The sequence below is a fragment of the Amycolatopsis sp. WQ 127309 genome (genome assembly GCF_023023025.1).
Taxonomy (GTDB): domain Bacteria; phylum Actinomycetota; class Actinomycetes; order Mycobacteriales; family Pseudonocardiaceae; genus Amycolatopsis.
In genome coordinates, this window is sequence record NZ_CP095481.1 from 9,522,745 (window position 1) to 9,541,645 (window position 18,901).

Annotated in this window: 15 protein-coding genes; 10 read left to right on the plus strand and 5 right to left on the minus strand. The window is 72.3% G+C overall.

Features of this window, described 5'->3' with window-relative positions; genetic code table 11:
• The first annotated feature begins 92 nt into the window (after window positions 1-92).
• Window positions 93-5,408: an RHS repeat-associated core domain-containing protein gene (locus MUY22_RS42100; RefSeq protein ID WP_247052892.1), complete on the plus strand. Its 5,316-nt coding sequence runs from the start codon at window positions 93-95 to the stop codon at window positions 5,406-5,408.
• On the opposite strand, the gene MUY22_RS42105 is transcribed toward MUY22_RS42100, so the two are convergent.
• Entirely contained in the window at window positions 5,363-5,521 is a 159-nt protein-coding gene (locus tag MUY22_RS42105; protein ID WP_247052893.1) for a hypothetical protein, read from the minus strand. The genes MUY22_RS42100 and MUY22_RS42105 overlap by 46 nt on opposite strands.
• A 97-nt stretch (window positions 5,522-5,618) precedes the next feature.
• Here MUY22_RS42105 and MUY22_RS42110 point away from each other — a divergent pair, with 97 nt between their 5' ends.
• The gene (locus tag MUY22_RS42110) at window positions 5,619-6,269 is read left to right on the plus strand and encodes a DUF4230 domain-containing protein (protein WP_247052894.1); all 651 of its coding nucleotides are present in this window, start codon (window positions 5,619-5,621) and stop codon (window positions 6,267-6,269) included.
• 42 nt (window positions 6,270-6,311) lie between these two features.
• Window positions 6,312-6,962 (plus strand): YitT family protein, encoded by a 651-nt coding sequence (locus MUY22_RS42115; protein WP_247052895.1) that lies wholly within the window; start codon window positions 6,312-6,314, stop codon window positions 6,960-6,962.
• Window positions 6,963-6,967: 5 nt separating this feature from the next.
• Here the strand turns inward: MUY22_RS42115 and MUY22_RS42120 are convergent, their stop codons facing one another.
• From MUY22_RS42120 to MUY22_RS42135, 4 genes are read right to left on the minus strand one after another with little or no spacing between them, the layout of a single operon-like run.
• Complete coding sequence (locus MUY22_RS42120) at window positions 6,968-7,708, minus strand: gamma-glutamyl-gamma-aminobutyrate hydrolase family protein (RefSeq protein WP_247052897.1); 741 nt, start codon at window positions 7,706-7,708, stop codon at window positions 6,968-6,970.
• Window positions 7,705-9,042 (minus strand): O-acetylhomoserine aminocarboxypropyltransferase/cysteine synthase family protein, encoded by a 1,338-nt coding sequence (locus MUY22_RS42125; protein ID WP_247052900.1) that lies wholly within the window; start codon window positions 9,040-9,042, stop codon window positions 7,705-7,707. The genes MUY22_RS42120 and MUY22_RS42125 overlap by 4 nt, the downstream gene beginning before the upstream one ends.
• Window positions 9,029-10,087, minus strand: coding sequence for a fatty acid desaturase family protein (locus MUY22_RS42130; RefSeq protein ID WP_247052902.1), 1,059 nt, complete (start codon window positions 10,085-10,087; stop codon window positions 9,029-9,031). The genes MUY22_RS42125 and MUY22_RS42130 overlap by 14 nt, the downstream gene beginning before the upstream one ends.
• Window positions 10,088-10,109: 22 nt before the next feature.
• On the minus strand, window positions 10,110-11,111 hold the full coding sequence (locus MUY22_RS42135; protein WP_247052903.1) for an aldo/keto reductase family protein: 1,002 nt from the start codon (window positions 11,109-11,111) through the stop codon (window positions 10,110-10,112).
• A gap of 225 nt (window positions 11,112-11,336) precedes the next feature.
• Between MUY22_RS42135 and MUY22_RS42140 the strand changes: the two genes are divergently transcribed.
• From MUY22_RS42140 to MUY22_RS42170, 7 genes are read left to right on the plus strand one after another with little or no spacing between them, the layout of a single operon-like run.
• On the plus strand, window positions 11,337-12,602 hold the full coding sequence (locus MUY22_RS42140) for a glutamate-5-semialdehyde dehydrogenase (RefSeq protein WP_256474992.1): 1,266 nt from the start codon (window positions 11,337-11,339) through the stop codon (window positions 12,600-12,602).
• Window positions 12,602-13,330, plus strand: coding sequence for an alpha/beta fold hydrolase (locus MUY22_RS42145; RefSeq protein ID WP_247052907.1), 729 nt, complete (start codon window positions 12,602-12,604; stop codon window positions 13,328-13,330). The genes MUY22_RS42140 and MUY22_RS42145 overlap by 1 nt, the downstream gene beginning before the upstream one ends.
• A gap of 47 nt (window positions 13,331-13,377) precedes the next feature.
• Window positions 13,378-13,665, plus strand: coding sequence for an acyl carrier protein (locus MUY22_RS42150; RefSeq protein ID WP_247052908.1), 288 nt, complete (start codon window positions 13,378-13,380; stop codon window positions 13,663-13,665).
• Entirely contained in the window at window positions 13,662-15,026 is a 1,365-nt protein-coding gene (locus MUY22_RS42155; protein WP_247052909.1) for a TrpB-like pyridoxal phosphate-dependent enzyme, read from the plus strand. The genes MUY22_RS42150 and MUY22_RS42155 overlap by 4 nt, the downstream gene beginning before the upstream one ends.
• On the plus strand, window positions 15,016-16,122 hold the full coding sequence (locus MUY22_RS42160; RefSeq protein WP_247052910.1) for an acyl carrier protein: 1,107 nt from the start codon (window positions 15,016-15,018) through the stop codon (window positions 16,120-16,122). Before MUY22_RS42155 ends, MUY22_RS42160 begins: the two co-directional genes overlap by 11 nt.
• On the plus strand, window positions 16,119-17,621 hold the full coding sequence (locus MUY22_RS42165) for a class I adenylate-forming enzyme family protein (protein ID WP_247052911.1): 1,503 nt from the start codon (window positions 16,119-16,121) through the stop codon (window positions 17,619-17,621). The genes MUY22_RS42160 and MUY22_RS42165 overlap by 4 nt, the downstream gene beginning before the upstream one ends.
• Window positions 17,605-18,897 carry a type III PLP-dependent enzyme gene (locus MUY22_RS42170; RefSeq protein WP_247052912.1) on the plus strand — a complete coding sequence of 431 codons (1,293 nt, stop codon included), beginning with the start codon at window positions 17,605-17,607 and terminating at the stop codon, window positions 18,895-18,897. The genes MUY22_RS42165 and MUY22_RS42170 overlap by 17 nt, the downstream gene beginning before the upstream one ends.
• The last annotated feature ends 4 nt before the right edge of the window (window positions 18,898-18,901 follow it).

Below are 18,901 nucleotides of genomic sequence, written 5' to 3' on the forward strand. Positions count from 1 at the left end.
AAGAGGCATTCAGCCGGGGTTCACGTGGTTCACCCGGATGGTTCTTGTTAACTTCACTTGTTGCAGCTCGGCCGGTGGAGGGGAAGTCGCACGTGAGCAATCCGCTGGTCGCGGAGACCAAGGACTCGACGAAGGCGTACTCGGGCGTCTCGCTGCTGGAGTCGGCGGCCGACCTGAAGTCCGCGATCGAGTCGGGTGACTGGGCTTCGGTCGCGATGGGCGCGGTCGGGACCGCGCTGGACGCGTTGTCGATGGCGATGGACCCGTTCGGTGCGGTCCTCGCCGCGGGTGTCGGGTGGCTGATGGAGCACGTCGGGCCGCTCAAGGAAGCACTCAACGGGCTGACCGGCAACGCGGACGAGATCGCGGCGCAGTCGGAGACGTGGAAGAACATCGCGACCGAGCTGGGCAGTATCGGTGAGGACCTGAGCGGGATGGTCAAGGCGGACACCGCGTCGTGGACCGGTCCTGCTGGTGACAGCTATCGGCAGCGTGCCGATGACACGGTGACGTTGCTGAACACGGCGCAGAAGGGTTGTGAAGGCGCTTCCAGCGGTGTGAAGACCGCCGGTGAAGTGGTCGCCGCGGTCCGGGCGTTGGTGCGCGACATCATCGCCGAGCTGATCGGGCATCTGATCAGCTGGGCGTTGCAGGTGGTGTTCACCCTGGGTATCGGGCTCACCTGGGTTGTCCCGCAGGTCATCAACGCCGTGGCGAAGACGGCGTCGAAGATCGCGAACTTGGTGAAGCGGCTGGTCACGGCGTTGAAGGCGCTGGTCCCGTTGTTGAAGCGGGCCGGGGATCTGTTCTCGGATGCGGCGAAGGCGTTGCGGAAGATCAAGCCGGGTAAGGCGTCGCCGCCGCCGAACAAGATCGACATCAAGGGCAACCCCAAGGACCTGGGCGGACCCAAGGGCAAGGGTGGGCCGGACGCGCCGCCGGCGAAGACGGATCCGCCGCCGCCGAAGGGTGACGGGAACACCTCGCCGTCCGGCGCCAAGGGTGACGGCGACGGTACGCACTCGTCGGGTGCGGACGCGCCGCCGGCCAAGACCGATCCGCCACCCGCGTCCAAAGGCCCGGACGACACGCCCAAGAGTCCCGACCCCACGCCGCCCCCGGCGTCGAAAGGTCCCGACGGTGGCGACACGAAGCCTTCGTCGACGCCGAAGGGCAAGCCCGACGACGGGCCGCGGATCAAGGACAACAACCCCAAGCCGGACGAACACACCACGCCGACCAAGGACAAGACGGACTGCGGCGACCCGATCGACGTCGCGACCGGGGCGGTGATGCTGGAGCAGGAGGACGTGTCGCTGCCCGGCGCGCTGCCGCTCGTGATCGCGCGCACGCACCTGTCGACCTACCGCGCGGGCCGGCTGTTCGGCCCCACCTGGACCTCGACGCTGGACGAACGGCTCGAGGTCGAGCCGGACGGGCTGCACCTCGCCCTGGCCGACGGCACGCTGCTGCGCTACCCGGTCCCGCGCGGGGTCGAGGCCGTGGTCCCGGAGAGCGGCCCGTACCTGGCGCTGCGCCGGGTCCGGCACGGGTTCATCGTCGGCGACCCCCAGTCCGACCGGATGCGCTACTTCGCGGCCGGCCGCGGCGCCACCACCCTGCCCCTGCGCGCGGTCGTCGACGGCGCGGGCAACCGGATCGTGCTGCGCTACCGCGACGGCGTGCCGGTGGCCATCGAGCACTCCGGCGGCTACCGCGTCGAGATCGACAGCGCCGACGGCCTGGTCACGGCGTTGCGCACCGCGGGCTCGCCGATCCCGCTGGCGGAGTACGGCTACGACGCCGCGCGCCGGCTGGTCGAGGTCGTCGACGCGGTCGGCACCCCGCAGAAGTTCACCTACGACGCCGACGGCCGGCTGGTGCGCTGGGACGACGTCAACGGCCGCTGGTACCGCTACGGCTACGACGCCCAGGGCCGATGCGTGCGCGCGCAGGGCACCGGCGGCTACCTGAACACCGAACTGGCCTACGAGCCCGGCGTCACGACCGTCACGAACTCGCTCGGCGCCGTCACCCGCTACCGGCTCGACGAGCGGCTGCGGGTGATCGGGCAGACCGACCCGCTGGGCCACACCACCAGCGCCGAGCGGGACCGCTTCGGGCGCGTCGTCGCCGAGACCGACGAGCTCGGCCACGTCACGCGCTGGGACTACGACGAGATCGGCAACCTCACCGCGGTGACGCGGCCCGACGGCGGCCGCATGGTCGTCGGCTACGACGAGCGGCGCCGGCCCGCCGCCGTGACCGGACCGGACGGCGCCGTGTGGCGCTACGAGTACGACGGGCGCGGCAGCCTCGCCCGCACCGTCGACCCGACCGGCGCCGCGACCGCCTACACCTACGACCCCTTCACCGGCACCGTGGACTCCGCGACCGACGCCCTCGGCGGCGTCACCCGGATTCAGGCCAACGCCGCCGGGCTCCCCGTGCTCGTCACCGAGCCGGACGGCGCCGTGTGGCGCTACGGCTACGACGCGCTCGGCAACACCACCAGCACGACCGATCCGCTGGGCCACACCACTACCCTGGTCAGCAACGCCGCCGGCCACCTCGTGCAGGCGCGGGACGCCGACGGCGCGGTCGAGCGGTTCGCCTCGACGGCGCGGGGCAGCTTCGAGGAGCGGACGGACGCGCGTGGGGGCGTCAGCCGCATCGAGTACGCCCAGTTCGACGTGCCGGTCAGCGAGCGGAGCCCCGGCGGCGGCACGCTGAAGTACGGCTACGACACCGAACTGCGGCTCACCTCGGTCACCAACGAACGCGGCCTGGTGTGGCGCTACGAGTACGACGCCGCGGGCCGGAAGGTCGGCGAGACCGACTACAACGGGCGCGTCCTGCGCTACGGCTACGACGCCGCGGGACGGCTCGTGCACCGCACCAACGGCGCCGGGCAGGCCATCACCCTCGAACGCGACAGCGTGGGCCGGGTCGTGCGGCGCAGCAGCGCCGACGAGGTCGCCGTGTTCACCTACGACGCGGCCGACCGGATGCTGACGGCGGCCAACGCGCACAGCGAGGTCCGGTTCACCTACGACGCGCTCGGCCGCGTGCTGTCCGAGTCGATCAACGGCCGGGTCGTGTACTCCCGCTACGACCCCCTGGGCCGCCGCGTGGGCCGCCGGACGCCGTCGGGCGCGGAGTCGGTGACCGGCTACGACGCCGCCGACCGGCCGACCGCGCTGGCCACCGCCGGGCGCACCCTGCGGTTCGGCTACGACGCCGCGGGCCGCGAAACGGTGCGCCGGCTGCACAAGGGCGCCGGGCCGGTGGCGGAACTGCGCCAGGACTGGACCCCCACCGGGCAGCTCTCGGCGCAGACGGTGCTCCGCGGCGCGGAAACCGTGCAGCGACGGGAGTACGGCTACCTGATCGACGGCTACCTCACCGGCGTCGACGACCTGATCTCCGGGCCGCGCACGCTCGACGTCGACGCCGCCGGGCGGGTCCGCGCGGTGCGTGGCCCGCGCTGGCAGGAGAACTACGACTACGACGTGACCGGCGCCGTCACCGGAGCCGGCTGGTCCGGCGCGCCGGAGGCCACCGGTCCGCGCGCCTACACCGGCACCCTGCTCACCACCGCCGGCCCCACCGGCTACACCCACGACGGCGAAGGGCGCGTCGTCGCCCGCGAGCGCGGCGGGCAGCGCTGGACCTACGAGTGGAGCGCGGAGAACCGGCTGCTCGGCGTCCGCACGCCGGAGGGGGTCGGGTGGCGCTACCGCTACGACCCGCTCGGCCGGCGCGTCGCCAAGCAGCGCCTCGACGCCACCGGCGGCGTCGCCGAGCAGGTCGAATTCGCCTGGGACGGCCAGCTTCCCGCCGAACAGGTCCACAGTGGACCGGGACGGCCGCCGGTCGCCACGGTGTGGGAGTACGCGCCCGGCGCGCGGCTGCCGCTCACCCAGACCGAACGCGTCCTCGGCGCGGCCGGCGGCGACCGGTTCCACGCGATCGTCTCGGACCTGGTCGGGGCGCCCGCGGAGCTGGTCGACGACACCGGCGCGCTGGCCGGGCACGTGCACACCGCGCTGTGGGGCCCGGTCGTCTCGGCCGGCGGCACCGCCGGGACGCCGTTGCGGTTCCCGGGCCAGTACCACGACCCCGAGACCGGCCTGCACTACAACCGGCACCGCTACTACGACCCGGAGACCGGCCGGTACCTCTCGCACGACCCGCTGGGCCTGACCCCGGCGCCGGACTCACTGGCCTACGTCGGCAACCCGACCGCGATGATCGACCCGCTCGGCCTGGCCCCGACGCGGACCACGCCCTGCGCGGCCGCGGCCGCCAAGGCCCAGGCGCACCCCTACGCCCGCGGGAACTCCGGGCCGTCGACGAGCAAGCGCAAGTACCCGGAAGGCACCTACGGCGACCGGAACGCCGAGCGCAAGCGCCTCGACGAAAAGCACGACTTCAAGATCGACGGGGACAAGACGCACCAGTCCGAGCACGCCGCCGGCTACGACATCCTGACCGACAACGGCGCCGCGAAGGGCTCACGGGCGGACAAGAGCAGCAAGCCGCTGGAGAACAACGCCAACGCGTACTACGAGGACTACGCCAACCACCGGTACCACCCGGGCACGGGCAAGGGCGGCAGCAACCACGAGTCCGGGTTCACCAAGGGCGACGTCCGGGACTCGCCCAACACGACGAAGGACGACAAGCTCGGCTACGACGACCGCCTCGGGTCGTACCGCAACGCGCAGCGCAACGCCATCGAGGCCAACGACCCGAGCAGCGCGGTGCAGCTCAACCAGCTCGGTTACGGGCACCAGCAGGGCTTCCAGAACTCGCAGACCATCGGCGCGGGCTACGACAAGCCGCACAGCTTCTCGGATCAGGTCTACCACGGGGACGACCCCAACCACGTCCACAACAAGGACCACCCGCTCCACGACAAGGACACGGCGGACGCGGCGAAGGCCGAGCAGGACCGCCGGGACGCCGTCAAGGCCGACCCGAACCACCCGGACCGGGCCTCCTACGACGCCGAGCAGAAGCGGATGGACATCGCCGACGACTCGTACCACAAGATGGTCGACGACATGCACTCCGGCGGCGAGGGCATGCGGTACAACCCGCAGGCCGGCCAGGCCACCCCGGCGGGCGGCCACACGGTGGACGGCACCGGCCACGTGACGACCAAGCCGATCGACAAGTGGGACGCGGCCGAGATGCACGGCGCCCGCGACGCGGCCCGCACCGGCGAATGGCCGGGCTACGGCGGCTTCTACAAGAACCCGACGGCCGACGACTGGGCCGCGCTGGAGCGCGGCGACCTCGACCCGAAGGAGCTCAAGTCGATCACGGACAAGGACATCGCGGACTTCAACGCGACCTACAAGCCGCCGAAGGACCCGAACGCGATGGACGTCGACGGCTGATCGCCGTCGGGGGCACCGAGCTTGGTGCCCATGCGGTAGCCGCCGAAGATCATCCCCAGCACCAGGACAGCGAGGACGAGCAGCAGGATCCACAGCCACAGGGACTTGCGCACGATGTTTCCCGTCGTCGGAGGGCCGGCCACGCGAGCGGGCAACACCGTACCGCCGCCGGCCGCTTGACCGGGCGGCGACGTGGGTATTCCTGCCGGTATGAGTAAATGGGGCAAGCGGCTCATCGCCATGGCCGTGGCCGTAGTGGTCGTCGTCGCGGCGGTGCTCGTCGGATCGGCGGTACACCTGTTACCCCAGTTGCGGAACCCGTTCGCCGAGCACACCGAAGAGCACTCGGGTCCGGTGCTGCTGCAGTCGATCGTCGAGCTCTCCCGCTACGAGGCGGCCAGCGGCTCGTTCCAGGTGGTCGTCGACATCACGACCGGTTCGGTGCTGCCCAGCTTCCTCGTGGGCAGCGACACGCTGTTCATCGGCGTCGGCACGGACAACGCGTTCGTCGACTTCTCGCACCTGAAGGGCGACGCGGTCAAGGTCTCCGACGACCGCCTGTCCGCCACGATCACCTTGGGCCACGCGCAACTGGAGCCGGCGACCCTGGACGTGCACGAGTCCCACGTCTACGCGCAGCAGCAGGGCCTGTTCACCCGGATCAACGAGTTCCTCAGCGGCAACCCGAACTCCCAGCAGGCACTGTACGAACTCGCCCAGAAGCAGATCCAGGCCGCGGCCGAGAAGAGCCCGCTGGTGGCCGACGCGGAGAAGAACACCCGGACGATGCTGGTCGGCCTGCTGCAGTCACTGGGCTTCAAGAACATCACGGTGAACTACGCCGACAACGCCGTCGGCTGATCGCACTCGCCAGTACTCGACGGGAAGGTCGGCCGGACAGTGGTGTCTTCGAAAGCACGCCCGCGGGATCTGCTGCAGTCGCCGCTGATCCCGCCGGGCCGGCCCGTGCGGCGCGGGAGCCAGCTGCTCTTCGGGCTGGTGCTCTACGGGATCAGCGACGCGATGGTCGTGGCGGCCGGGCTCGGTGTCGAGCCGTGGGACGCGCTCGCCCAGGGGCTGACCCGCACGGTCGGGCTCAGCATCGGCGTCTGGACCAACCTCATCGGCGCCGCGGTGCTGCTGCTGTGGATCCCGCTGCGGCAGAAACCGGGGCTGGGCACGCTGTGCAACGTCCTGCTCGTCGGCACCTCGATGGACGTCACCCTCGCGCTGCTGCCGTCGTTCGACCACCTGTGGCTGCGCTGGGTCGTGCTGATCGCGGGCATCGTGCTCAACGGCTTCGCCACCGGCTGCTACATCGGCGCGCAGGCCGGGCCGGGGCCGCGCGACGGGCTGATGACCGGGCTGGCCCAGCGCGGGCACCCGATCTGGGCGGTGCGCTGGGGCATCGAGATCGCGGTGCTGGTGATCGGGTTCGCCCTCGGCGCCACCGTGGGCATCGGGACCGTGCTGTACGCCTGCACGATCGGGCCGCTGGCCCAGCTGTTCATGCCACTGCTGGACATGGGGCGTGGCAAGGGAAAGCCGGGCTGAGCGGCTCAGCCGGCCTCGGCCAGCTGCGATCGGCGGCCGGCCGCCAGCCGGGCCGCGACGCCGAACTCGCGGAAGAGCGCGGCGGAGACCGGGTCCGTGCCCGCGTACCACTCCGGGTGCCACTGCACGGCGAGGCAGAACGAGCCCGTCGTGGCCGAGACGGCCTCGATCACGCCGTCGGCCGACACCGCTTCCACCCGCAGGTCCGGGGCGACCCGGTCGATGGCCTGGTGGTGCAGCGAGTTGACCGAGACGGCCGAGGTGCCCAGCAGCCGCCGCAGCACCCCGCCTTCGCGCAGGCGGATCTCGTGGGCGGGCAGGTACTGCCGGTCCCGGGGCTGCGAAAGGTCCTCGCGGTGCCCGTCGTGGGGCAGGTCGCGCAACGTGCCGCCCAGGGCGACGTTGAGCTCCTGCAGCCCGCGGCAGACCCCCAGCACCGGCAGCCGCGCCCGCACCGCGGCGGGCAGCACCCGCAACGCGAGCTCGTCGCGGGCCGGGTCCGCCGGAGCGAGCCGGGGCGCGCCGCCGTAGCGGGCGGGCTGGACGTCGGTCTGGTGGCCGCCGAACACGACGCCGTCGAACCGGCCGAGCAGCTCCGCCAGGTACGGCGCGGGGCCGCCGACGACGGCCACCGCGCAGCCGGAAACCCGTTCCAGGGCCCGGACGTAGACCTCGCGCACCGCGATGTGCGACACGTCGTCGACCGGTTCGGCCGACGCGGCGAGCGCGATCAGCGGGCGGCTCACCGGGCTTGCTCCAGCGCCTGGGCGAGGTCTTCGAGCAGGTCGTCGGGGTGCTCCAGGCCCAGGGACAGCCGGACCGAGCCCGGGGTCACGCCCGCCGCGAGCTGGTCGGCCACGGGCAGCTGGGCGTGGGTGGTGGACGCCGGGTGCGTGGCCAGGGACCGGACGTCGCCGATGTTGGTCACGTGCGCGAAGAGGCGAAGGGCCTCGATGAACCGGCTGCCCGCCTCCTGCCCGCCGGTCAGCTCGAACTGCACCAGCGGGCCGCCGTTGCCGCCGAGGTAGCGCTCGAGCAGGTCCTTCTGCTCGCCGCCGGCCAGGCTCGGGTGGCGGACCGAGGCCACCGCCGGGTGCGCGGCGAGGAACCGCGCCACCGCGGCCGCGTTGTCCCCGTGCGCCCGCATCCGCAGCGGCAGCGTCTCGATGCCCTGGATGAGCAGGAAAGCGTTGAACGGGCTGAGGCACGGCCCGAGGTCGCGCACCAGCGTTTCCCGCGCCTTGAGCAGGTACGGGCTGCGGCCCAGCGCGCCTTCGAGCCCGGCACCGGCCTCGGTCCACACCTCGCCCCCGTGGGCGGCGTCGGGCTCGGTGAGCAGCGGGTGCCGCGCGGCGTGGCGGGTCCAGTCGAAGGTGCCGCCGTCCACGATGAGCCCGCCCAGGGCGCTGCCGTGCCCGCCGATGTACTTCGTCGCCGAGTACACCAGGATGTTCGCGCCGAACTCCAGCGGGTTGCAGACCATCGGGAGCAGGGTGTTGTCCAGCACCAGCGGCACCCCGGCCTGGTCCGCGAGCCCGGCGACGTCCTCGATGGGGAAGATGCGCAGCTTGGGGTTGGGCAGCGTTTCGCCGAAGTAGCACCGGGTGCGCTCGTCGGTGGCGGCGGCGAAGTTCTTCGGGTCCTCCGGGCTGACGAACCGGGTCTCGATGCCGAACCGGGCGAAGGTGTTGGCCAGCAGGTTCCACGTGCCGCCGTAGAGCTCGTCGGAGCTGACGATGTTGTCCCCGGCCTGGCACAGGTTGAGCAGCGCGACGGTGGTCGCGGCCTGGCCGGAGGAGACGGCGAGCGCCGCCGGGGCGCCGTCGACCGCGGCGATCCGCGCCTCGAGGACGTCGCAGGTCGGGTTGTTGAGCCGGGTGTAGGCGTGGCCGTCCTCGCTGAGGTCGAAGATGCCGGCGGCGGCCCCGGTGCCGGGCAGCTCGTAGGCCGCGGTCTGGAAGATGGGCGTGACCACCGGCGCGGTCGGGCCGGTGCGCAGCTCGGCACCGGCGTGCAGCACCGCGGACTCGGGCCGCCGGTACTGCTTCGGCGTGCTGGCGGCTCGGTCACTGGCCGGCATGAGCGTGCTCCTTCGGCTGCTCGGACATGGACGTGACGATCGCGGTGACGGCGCTGGGCTGGCCCTGCGGCCCGCGGGTGAACAGGCCGCCCAGCACGGCGTCGACCGCGGCGTACTCCGGATCGGCCAGCCGCACCCGCCGCGCCTTGCCGAGGTTCCAGAACGGCGTGCGCGGGTCGAGGTGGTGTTCCAGGTGGTAGTTGTCGTTGTGGATGCCGGTGAGGAACTTCTCCCAGCCGCGGCTCTTGCGGTTGCGCGTCATGTGCAGGTCGACGCGGGAGTCCCGGACGAGCGGGGTGTGCTCGGACAGCTCGATGTACCAGCCCAGGATCTGGAAGCTCGTCAGGTAGGGCACGAACCAGAACAGCAGCAGCTCCAGCATCCAGCCCTGTGACCAGCACACGCCGGCGACGACGGCCCAGAACGCCCAGAACCCGATGCGGTCGAGCGCCCGCTTGCGGGGCTGGACCGGCGAGGATTCCTGGACCCGGCCCGCCCGCAGCACCCGGTACCGGTTGCGCACCAGGTACCGCAGGTAGGCCCAGGTCTGCGTGCCGAACAGCGGCATCAGCACCACCCGGCGGACGTAGGCCCGCGGCGACGCGGCCCGGTAGGCCCCCTGCTCGATGAAGAACCGCAGATCCGGGTCCTGGTCCGGATCGCCCAGCCGCGGGTGGTGGGTGAACACGTGCGAAACCTTGTAGGCGTAGTGCTGCTGGAAGATCGGGTACGCCGTGAGCACGGTGCCGAGCAGCATCCGCACCCGGTGGTCGGCCGCGCCGACGCCGTGGGCGCAGTCGTGCAGGATCGTGGACAGCCCCCGCTGGCGGGCGCCGATGACCAGCGCCGCCAGCGGGTAGCACCACCACGACACCGCGACGCACAGCCACACGCACGCCGCGATCCAGCAGGCGTCCTCCAGCCACGCCAGTCCGGCGTGCCAGTTGTCGCTGCGGTTGAGGGGTTTCATCTCCGCCCGGACTTCACCGGGGAAGCGGTGCGACCGATAGCGCTTTCCGTCGTAGGCCCATTCGGTGTCCGACACGCGTTTCTCCCTGGAGTCGTGATCAGACGAGGGCCGTCAGCGGCACGCCGATGAAGGTCGGGTCGAAGCGGCTGACGCCGTCGAGCACCTCGTCGATCTTGGTCATCACGGCGTCCTCGAGCACGACGTCGACGGCCTTGAGGTTGTCCGTGAGCTGCTCGGGGCGCGAGGCACCGGTGATCGCGGACGTGACGTTGGGGTTCTGCAGCACCCAGGCGAGGGCCAGCTGGGCCATGGTCAGGCCGAGCTCCTCGGCGACCGGGCGCAGCTCCTGCACCTTGCGGAGCACGTCGTCCTGCAGCCAGCGGACCATGTAGCCGCTGCCCTCGCCGTCGGTGGCGCGGGAGCCCTCGGGCGGGCGCTGACCGGGCAGGTACTTGCCGGTGAGCACGCCCTGGGCCATCGGCGACCAGACGAGCTGGCCCATACCCTCGCGCTCGCAGGCCGGGATGACCTGGGCTTCGATGACCCGCCACAGCATCGAGTACTGCGTCTGGCTGCCGATCAGCGGGACACGCAGCTCGCGGGCCAGCGCGGCGGCGCGGGTGATCTGGTCGGCGGTCCACTCCGAGACCCCGACGTAGAGGACCTTGCCCTGGCGCACCAGGTCGGCGAAGGCCAGCATGGTCTCCTCCAGTTCGACCGTGGGGTCGAACTGGTGGGCCTGGTAGAGGTCGAGGTAGTCGGTCCCGAGCCGGCGCAGGGAGCCGGTCGCGGACTCCATGATGTGCTTGCGGCCCAGGCCCTGGTCGTTGGGGCCGCCGGGGCCGGTCGGCCAGTACACCTTGGTGCAGATCTCCAGGCTTTCCCGGCGCCGGCCCGCCAGCGCGCGTCCCAGCACCTCTTCGGCGCGGGTGTTCGCGTACATGTCGGCGGTGTCGAAAGTGGTGATGCCGGCGTCGAGCGCCGCTTCGACGCATTTCTTCGCTTGTTCTTCCGCCACCTGCGATCCGTGGGTGATCCAATTGCCGTAGGCGATCCTGCTCAGGGATAGGCCGCTGCGGCCCAGTCGTCGATGTTCCATGCCTGAAGACACTCCAAGGAAATTTCCGCGTAGTCAACGTTTAGAACCGCGGATCAGGGTGCGGTTGATGGGGTCATAGAAACTATTGATGAGCCCATCAGCTGGGCCATGATCACATTTGCCCCGATCATTTCCCGGTGGGAGCGTGAGTCATCTACCGGGGGAAATCATCGGAATCGCCGCGGAGTCACCGCGGCTGGAATCCGGTTCGAGGTCGGGAGAACAATGGTAGACAAGATCGTGAGCGCCGCACGTGCGGCGACCGTGGCGGCCCCGCCGCTGGGCACCGAACCCTACGACCGTTTCTGCACCGGGCTGGCCGCCCGGCTCACCTCGGCGTGGCCGCGGATCCGCGCGGAGAACGACGCCGACGTCGGCCGAGCTCAAGAGCAGGGCCTACCCGACGTGCTCGTCGACCGGCTCCGGCTGACCGAGGAGCACCTGGCCGACCTGGTGAGCTTGACGTCGACGGTCGCCGAAGAAATGCGCGAGCTGACCACCCGCCCGCCGGGCACCCCGATCGGCGACTGGGGCACCCGGCACCGCGTGCCGCGGCCGCTGGGCGTGGTGCTGATGATCTTCGAGGCCCGCCCCACCGTCACCGTCGAGGGCGCGCTGCTCAACGTCGCGGCCGGCAACGCGGTGATCCTGCGCGGTGGCAAGGAGATCGCGCGGACCAACGCCGCGCTCGGCGCCGCCGTCACCGCCGCGCTGGAGGACGCCGAGCTGCCGACGGGCCTGGTCACCGTGCTGGACGACCCCAGCCGCGCGCTGATGAAGGAACTGCTGCGCCGGCCCGACGAGATCGACGTGCTCATCCCCCGCGGCAGCCCGTCGCTCGTCGACTACTGCCACAACGCGGGCACCATCCCGGTGCTGGCCAGCGGCGGCGGGGTCAACCACCTCTACGTGCACTCGAGCGCCGAGCTGGACCAGGCGGTCGCGATCGCGCTGGACAGCAAGCTGCCCGCCCCGGCGGGGTGCACCTCCCTGGAGATCGCGCTGGTCGACCGGCCGGTGGCCGACGAGTTCGTGGCGGCGCTGCTCGACGGCGCCCGCCGCGACGGCCGGCCGCTGACCCTGCGGGTCGGCGAAGGGATCCGGCAGCCGGAGACGACCGGGCAGTGGCGGGCGGAAGCCCTCGGCGAGCACGACCTGGGCCGGGAGTTCCTCGACAGCACGATCGGCGTGGTGGCGGTGGACTCCCCGGACGAAGCCGTGGAGTTCATCCAGCGGTACGGCTCCGGGCACAGCGAAGCGATCGCCGCCACCGACCCGGAGGTCACCGGCGCGTTCACCGACCGGGTGGACGCGGCCACCATCGTCGTCAACGGGTCCTTGCGGCTCAACGACGGTCCCACGCTGGAGCTGGGCTCGGAGATCGCGATCAGCACCAGCAGGCTGCACGCCCGCGGGCCGATCACCTTGGCCGCGCTGGTGAACTACAGCTGGGTGGTCGAGGCCAACGGCCGGCTGCGCGAGGCGAACTGATGACCGCCCCCGCAAAGCCCCCGCTGCTGCTCCCGCTGAGCCGGCGGCCGCAGGCCTCGCAGGCGGTGCTCGTGCACCCCGGCGGTGGCGGCCTGAGCCCGTACACCCCGCTGGCCGTGCGGCTGGCCCGCCGCGGCGGGGTGAGCGGGATCCGCGCCAGCGGCCTGTTCGAAGGCGAGCGGCCCGACGAGGACGTCGACGCGATGGCGCGGCGGTACCTGCGGCTGCTGGACACCCTGCCGCGGCGCCCGGAACTGCTGGTGGGCTGGTCCATGGGCGGCGTCCTCGCCTGGGAGCTGGGCGCGCGGCTCGCCGAGACCGGCCCGGCCCCCGCCGTGGTGATGATCGACAGCTTCACCCGCCGGGACGAGTTCGGCACCGCGACCCAGCGCGACGACGTCGTCGAGCGGATCATGCGCTCGGTCCACGCCAAGGTCGCTCCCCGCGACCAGCCGTCGGCCGAAACCACCGCCCACGCCCACGTCACCGCGTCGGGCCGGCACCGGGTGACCAGCACCCACCCCGGCCCCGCGCTGCTGATGGCGTGCGACGGGCCGAACCGCTGCACCCAGATCGAGAACTGGACCCGGCTGTCCGGGCGGCTGCGCGTGCGCGAACTGCACTGCGGTCACTTCGACGTGTTCGGCCGGAAAGCCCTGCCCGCCGTGCTGGGCCACCTCGACGAGTTCCTCGCCCGGAACGACGCCGACCTGGCCCGTACGGCCTGAACTTCCCTGCGAAAACCCGATCCCCGAAATGCCTGGGAGGGCAAAAGATGACAACCGGACCAGACCACACGACGGTCTCCGACTCCGTCAAGCGCGTGGTGATCGCCGAATCCCGGCTTTCACTGGCGCCGGAGGAGATCCAGGACAACGAGCCGCTCAGCGGCGACCTGCTGCGCATCAACTCGATGGGTTTCGTCGGGATGCTGGTGCAGCTGGAGGACACCCTCGACGTGACACTGCCCGACGACCTGTTCGTCGGCCGCACCTTCAAGACGGTCAACGACCTCGTCGAGGTCGTCGCCGAAGGCGCCCGCGAGACGGAGGTGCAGCGATGAGCACCGTCGCGATGCCGACCAGCTGGCGCAGCGTGCTGCCGCACCTGGACGAGCCGCTGCCGCCCGACCGCAGCCCGGAGGCCACCGCCGGCAGCTCGGACGCCGGGGTCTCGGTGAACCTGCCGTTCGCGCTGGTGCGCCAGTCCGCACCGGGCCGCGAGTTCTGGGACATCCCCGCCGAGGTGCTCGACGCCTACCGCACCTTCCGACCCACCCAGCTGTGGCGGGCCCGCCGGTTCGAGGAGGCCGTCGGCGCGCGGGTGCCGATCTACGTCAAGTACGAGGGCGGCAACATCTCCGGCAGCCACAAGCTGAACACCGCACTCGCGCAGGCCTACTACTACGCCAAGGCCGGCGTGAAGGAACTGGTCACCGGGACCGGGGCCGGGCAGTGGGGCACCGCGCTCGCCGCCGCCTGCTCGATCTTCGGGCTGCGCTGCCGGGTGTTCATGGTCGGCACGAGCCTGCAGAAGAAGCCCTACCGGGGCACGTTGATGCGGACCCTCGGCGCCACCGTGCACGCCAGCCCGAGCGACCTGACCGAGGTCGCCGCCCGCGCCGGCGGCGGGTTCAACAGCCTCGCGCTGGCCATCGGCGAAGCCGTCGAATACGCCGGGCGCACCGAAGGGGCCGCGTTCTGCATCGGCAGCGGCGAAACCTACAGCATCCTGCACCAGTCCGTGATCGGGCTGGAGGCCATCGAGCAGCTCGCCGAGCTGGAGGCCGAAGTGGACAGTGTCGTCGGCTGCGTCGGCGCCGGCTCGAACTTCGGCGGGCTCGCCCTGCCGTTCTTCGCCGAGGCCGCCGCGACCGGGGCGGAGTGCCCGCGGCTGGTCGCCGCGGAGTCCAGCACCACCCCGAAGCTCACCCGCGGCGTCTACGCCTACGACAAGACCGACGCCACCGGGGTCAGCCCGATGGAGGCGATGTACACGATCGGCAGCTCCTACCCGATCCCGGACTCGCACTCGGCCGGCCTGCGCTTCCACGGCGCGGCGAAGGTCCTGTCCGCCATGCGGCACCAGGACCAGATCACCGCCCGGGCCGTCGGCCAGGTCGAAGCGCTGGAGGCCGGTCAGGTCTTCACCCGCACGGAGATGGTGCTCCCCGCACCGGAGTCCGGCCACGCGCTGGCCGTCGCCGCGCGCCTGGCTTCGGGTCGCGACGACGAGGAGCGGCCCACCCGCGGCGTGGTCGCCTGCGTGAGCGGGCACGGCTACCTCGACCTGTCCGCCTACCAGCAGCTGATGGACGGCGAGCTGAGCAACGAGCCGCCCGTGGAGCAGTCGCTCCTGGCGGCGATGGACCAGCTGCAGCCGGTCCAGGGCCTCGCGATCGCCGGGAGTGGTCATGCCGTCTGAGCCGCTGGACCACCGCCTCTTCGACTGCGTCCAGGTGAACCTGGCCGAGCTCGCCGACCGCCTCCACGGCGACGGCACGCACCTCGCGCTGGGCCGGGTCCTGCGCTTCTGGCCCCGGCCGGGCGCGGACGGCCTGCCCACCGTCGAGCCGCGGGTCGACGCGCACGTGACCGAATCCGCCACCCTGCTGGGCATGCGCGTCACCCGGCGCGAGCGGGTCGCCGGCGCGGACGGCCTCGCACCGGGCCCCGGCTGTTACGTCGTGGCCGACGCCTACCACCTGCCCTGGGTGCCCTACTTCCACGAGCAGCACCTGGAGCACAGCTTCCTGGTCGAGCCGGCCGAGGACGGCGTCACCGTCGTGGACGGCTACCACAACGACACCCAGTGGGGCGCGGCCCGGCCGGGCCGCTGGATGCTCGGCCACGCGGAGTTCGCCGAAGCGCTCCCCGAGGGCGCGCTGACCTTCGACCTCGTCGCCGACGGCTCCGCCACCGAGCGCACGCCGCTGGTGGAACTGGCCGACGCCGGCTCGTTCGTGGCGACCTACGCCGATCACCCCGACCGGGTCCGGGCGTTGCGGGGCCTGACGTTGCAGACCTGGCTGCTCACCCGCAGCCGCCGCCTGCACGCCGCGGCCATGGAGCTGGACACCGACGCGGTGCGGGCGCACCTGGCGGAGTGGGACGCGCTGGCCAAGCAGGTCTACCTGGCGAGCCGCCGGGTGTCCGCGGGCCGTGAGGAGCCGCGTGCGCTGTTCCCGCGCCTCGCCGAGTGCCTCGCCGCGGACCACACCGCGTTCGGCGGCATCGTCGAGACCACCGCGACGTCCACAGTGGACACCGCCGAGGTCCCGGTGCAGGTCCGCGAGTCCGTCACCTCGGTGATCGGGACCGTGCTGGGCACCGAACCCCCCGCCGGCGCCGGCGCGCTCGGCGAGATCCCCGGCTTCAGCTCGTTCCGGATGATGGAGATCGTCGAGCGGATCGAAAGCGACCTCGGCGTCGAGTTCGCCGCCGAGGACCTGGTCCCGGAAAAGCTCACCCACGTCGACGGCCTCTGCCGCGCCGTCCTGGCCGCAGGAGGAACACGATGACCTACTCCCCTCGAGTGCTCCACGAACTGCTCGACCACGCCGCCCGGCAGTGGCCGAACCGGACCGCGCTGACCTGCCGGGGCGAGACGACGACCTACGCCGAGCTCGCCGCCGCCGCGCAGCGCGTCGCCGCCTCGCTCGCCGACCGGGGCGCCCGCCGCGGCGACCGGCTGCTGATCAACGCCCCGGCGAGCACCCTGCTGCCCGCCGTGGTCTTCGGCGCCGCCCGCGCCGGGGTCGCGTTTTCCCTGCTGCACGAACAGGTCCGCGGCAGCAGCCTCGACCACGTGCTCGCGGACTCCGAGCCGGTGCTGATGGTGACCGGCGACGACGAGGTGCGGCGCTCGGCCGACGCGGCCGGTGTCCCCGCCGTCTCGGTGGAGGACCTCGCCGCCGGCCCCGGTCACGACGTCGAGCTGCCCGCTCCCCCGCTGCCGGTGGACGTCGTGTGCCTGATCTACACCTCGGGCACGACCTCGCTGCCCAAGGCCGTCGTCAGCACCCACCAGCAGCTGCTCTTCGCCGTCGGGGCGATCACCTCGGTGCTGGAGTACCGCAGCGACGACGTCGTCTACAGCCCGCTGCCGCTGTCCTTCGACTACGGGCTCTACCAGGTGTTCCTGTCCGTCACGGCGGGCTCGAACCTGACACTGGGCGCGCCCACCGAGGTGGGGCCGTCACTGGTCGGCAACCTGGTGCGCGCCGGCGCGACCGTGCTGCCCGCCGTCCCGGCCGTCGCCGAGGCGCTCAGCGCGCTGCTGCGGCGCCGCCCGACGCCCGCCCCCGCCCTGCGGCTGCTCACCAACACCGGCGCGGCGATGCCCACCGGCACGCTGGAAGGCCTGCGCGAAGCCATTCCCGGCCTGCGCGTGCAGCTGATGTTCGGGCTGACCGAGTGCAAGCGCGCCACCATCATGCCGGTGGACGGCGACCTGGACCGGCCCGGTTCCAGCGGCCGGGCCCTGCCCGGCACGGAGGTCTTCGTCATCGACGACGCCGGCGAGCGGCTGCCCGCCGGCGAGGTCGGCGAGATCGTCGTGCGCGGCCCGAACGTGATGGCCGGGTACTGGCGCCGTCCGGAGCTCACCGAGCAGAAGTTCCCGCGCGTGGACGGGCTGTTCCCGGAACTGCGCACCGGCGACTACGGCCGGCTCGACGACGAGGGCTACCTCTACTTCGACGGCCGCCGCGACGACATCTACAAGGAGCGCGGGTTCCGCGTCAGCGCGACCGAGGTCGAGGCCGCCGCCCGCCGCGTGCCCGGCGTCCGCGAAGCCGCGGTGCTGGTCCCGAAGGACACCCGCCCGGCCTGGCTGTTCGTCACCGGCGATCTGGCCGCCGACGGCGTGCTCGACGCGATGCGCACCCGGATCGAGGAGTTCAAGATCCCGGCGACCTGCCGCCTGGTGGACACGCTTCCCCTGACCGGCAACGGAAAGGTCGACCGCAAGGCGCTGGCTTCGATCGCGGAGGAGGTGTCCAGTGGAGCTGCTCGCTGAGCACCCCTCCCCGCTCGCGGACCTGCCCGGCGACCTCGCCGCGCTGCCGACCCCCGCCTACGTCTACGACCTGGCCGAGGTCCGCCGCAACCACCGGCGGCTCGACGAGGCCCTGCCCGGAGGCACCGGGCTGCTGTACTCGCTGAAGGCCAACCCGCACCCGGACGTCCTGGCCGCGCTGCGCGAGGCCGGCGCCCGCCCGGAGGTCTGCTCCTCCGGCGAGCTGCGGGCCGCGCTCGACGCCGGCTGGGCGGGCGAGCAGGTGCTCTACACCGGCCCGGCCAAGCGGGACGCCGAGATCACGGCCGCGCTGCGGGCCGGGGTGCGGGAGTTCTCCGTGGACTCGCCGTACGCCATCACCCAGCTCGACCGGCTCGCCGGCGAGGCCGGCGTCCACGCCCGCTACCTGCTGCGCGTCAACGACGACCAGCCGGTGCCGGGCCAGGGCCTGGCGATGACCGGCGTGCCGTCGCAGTTCGGCGCCGACACCGGCTGGATCCTCGCCGAGCCCGCCCGCTTCGCCGGGGGCGCGCACGCCGAGGCGGCCGGGCTGCACCTCTACATGGGCACCAACCTCACCCAGGTCGACGACCTGCTCGGGCAGTTCGGCCGCGCGCTGGACACCGCCGCGCGGCTGCAGAAAGCCCTGGCCGAGCACGGGGTCCGCTTCCGGACCCTCGACCTGGGCGGCGGTTTCGGTGCCCCGTTCGCGAAGGAGGGCACCGCGGGCGAGCTGCCCGGCCTGCGCGAGGGGCTCGAAGCGCTGCTCGGCGAGAAGGTGCCGGGCTGGCGCGAGCGGGGCCCGGAGGTCGTGTTCGAGTCCGGCCGGTACCTGGTCGGCACCGCGGGCACCCTCGTCACGGCCGTGCTGGACGTCAAACGCTCGCAGGGCAAGGACATCGTCGTGCTGGAGTCCGGCATCAACCACCTCGGCGGCATGTCGGGGATGCGGCGGCTGCCGCCGCTCAACCCCCACCTGCTCGGCCCGGCCGGCCCGCCCGCGCTGGACGCGCTCGTCGCCGGCCCGCTGTGCACGCCGCTGGACACCTGGACCCGCAACGGGAAGCTGCCCGAACTGAGCCCCGGCGACCTGGTGGCGGTGCCGAACGTCGGCGCCTACGGGCTGTACGCCAGCCTGATCGCCTTCCTGGGCCACCCCCTGCCGGCGGAGGTCGTCGTCGACGGCGACCGCCCCGGAACCCCCGCGCGGACCTCGCGTGTGGAACTGGTCAGGACCACCAAGGTCACTGACCCCGCTACGGCGGACCCGAAATGAGGAG

Excerpts from the sequence above, each read along its gene's own strand:
- MUY22_RS42110 (WP_247052894.1), top strand. The coding sequence starts at position 5,619 with ATGAGTAAATGGGGCAAGCGGCTCATCGCCATGGCCGTGGCCGTAGTG.
- MUY22_RS42125 (WP_247052900.1), bottom strand. The coding sequence starts at position 9,042 with ATGCCGGCCAGTGACCGAGCCGCCAGCACGCCGAAGCAGTACCGGCGG.
- MUY22_RS42135 (WP_247052903.1), bottom strand. The coding sequence starts at position 11,111 with ATGGAACATCGACGACTGGGCCGCAGCGGCCTATCCCTGAGCAGGATC.
- MUY22_RS42140 (WP_256474992.1), top strand. The coding sequence starts at position 11,337 with ATGGTAGACAAGATCGTGAGCGCCGCACGTGCGGCGACCGTGGCGGCC.
- MUY22_RS42145 (WP_247052907.1), top strand. The coding sequence starts at position 12,602 with ATGACCGCCCCCGCAAAGCCCCCGCTGCTGCTCCCGCTGAGCCGGCGG.
- MUY22_RS42150 (WP_247052908.1), top strand. The coding sequence starts at position 13,378 with ATGACAACCGGACCAGACCACACGACGGTCTCCGACTCCGTCAAGCGC.
- MUY22_RS42155 (WP_247052909.1), top strand. The coding sequence starts at position 13,662 with ATGAGCACCGTCGCGATGCCGACCAGCTGGCGCAGCGTGCTGCCGCAC.
- MUY22_RS42160 (WP_247052910.1), top strand. The coding sequence starts at position 15,016 with ATGCCGTCTGAGCCGCTGGACCACCGCCTCTTCGACTGCGTCCAGGTG.
- MUY22_RS42165 (WP_247052911.1), top strand. The coding sequence starts at position 16,119 with ATGACCTACTCCCCTCGAGTGCTCCACGAACTGCTCGACCACGCCGCC.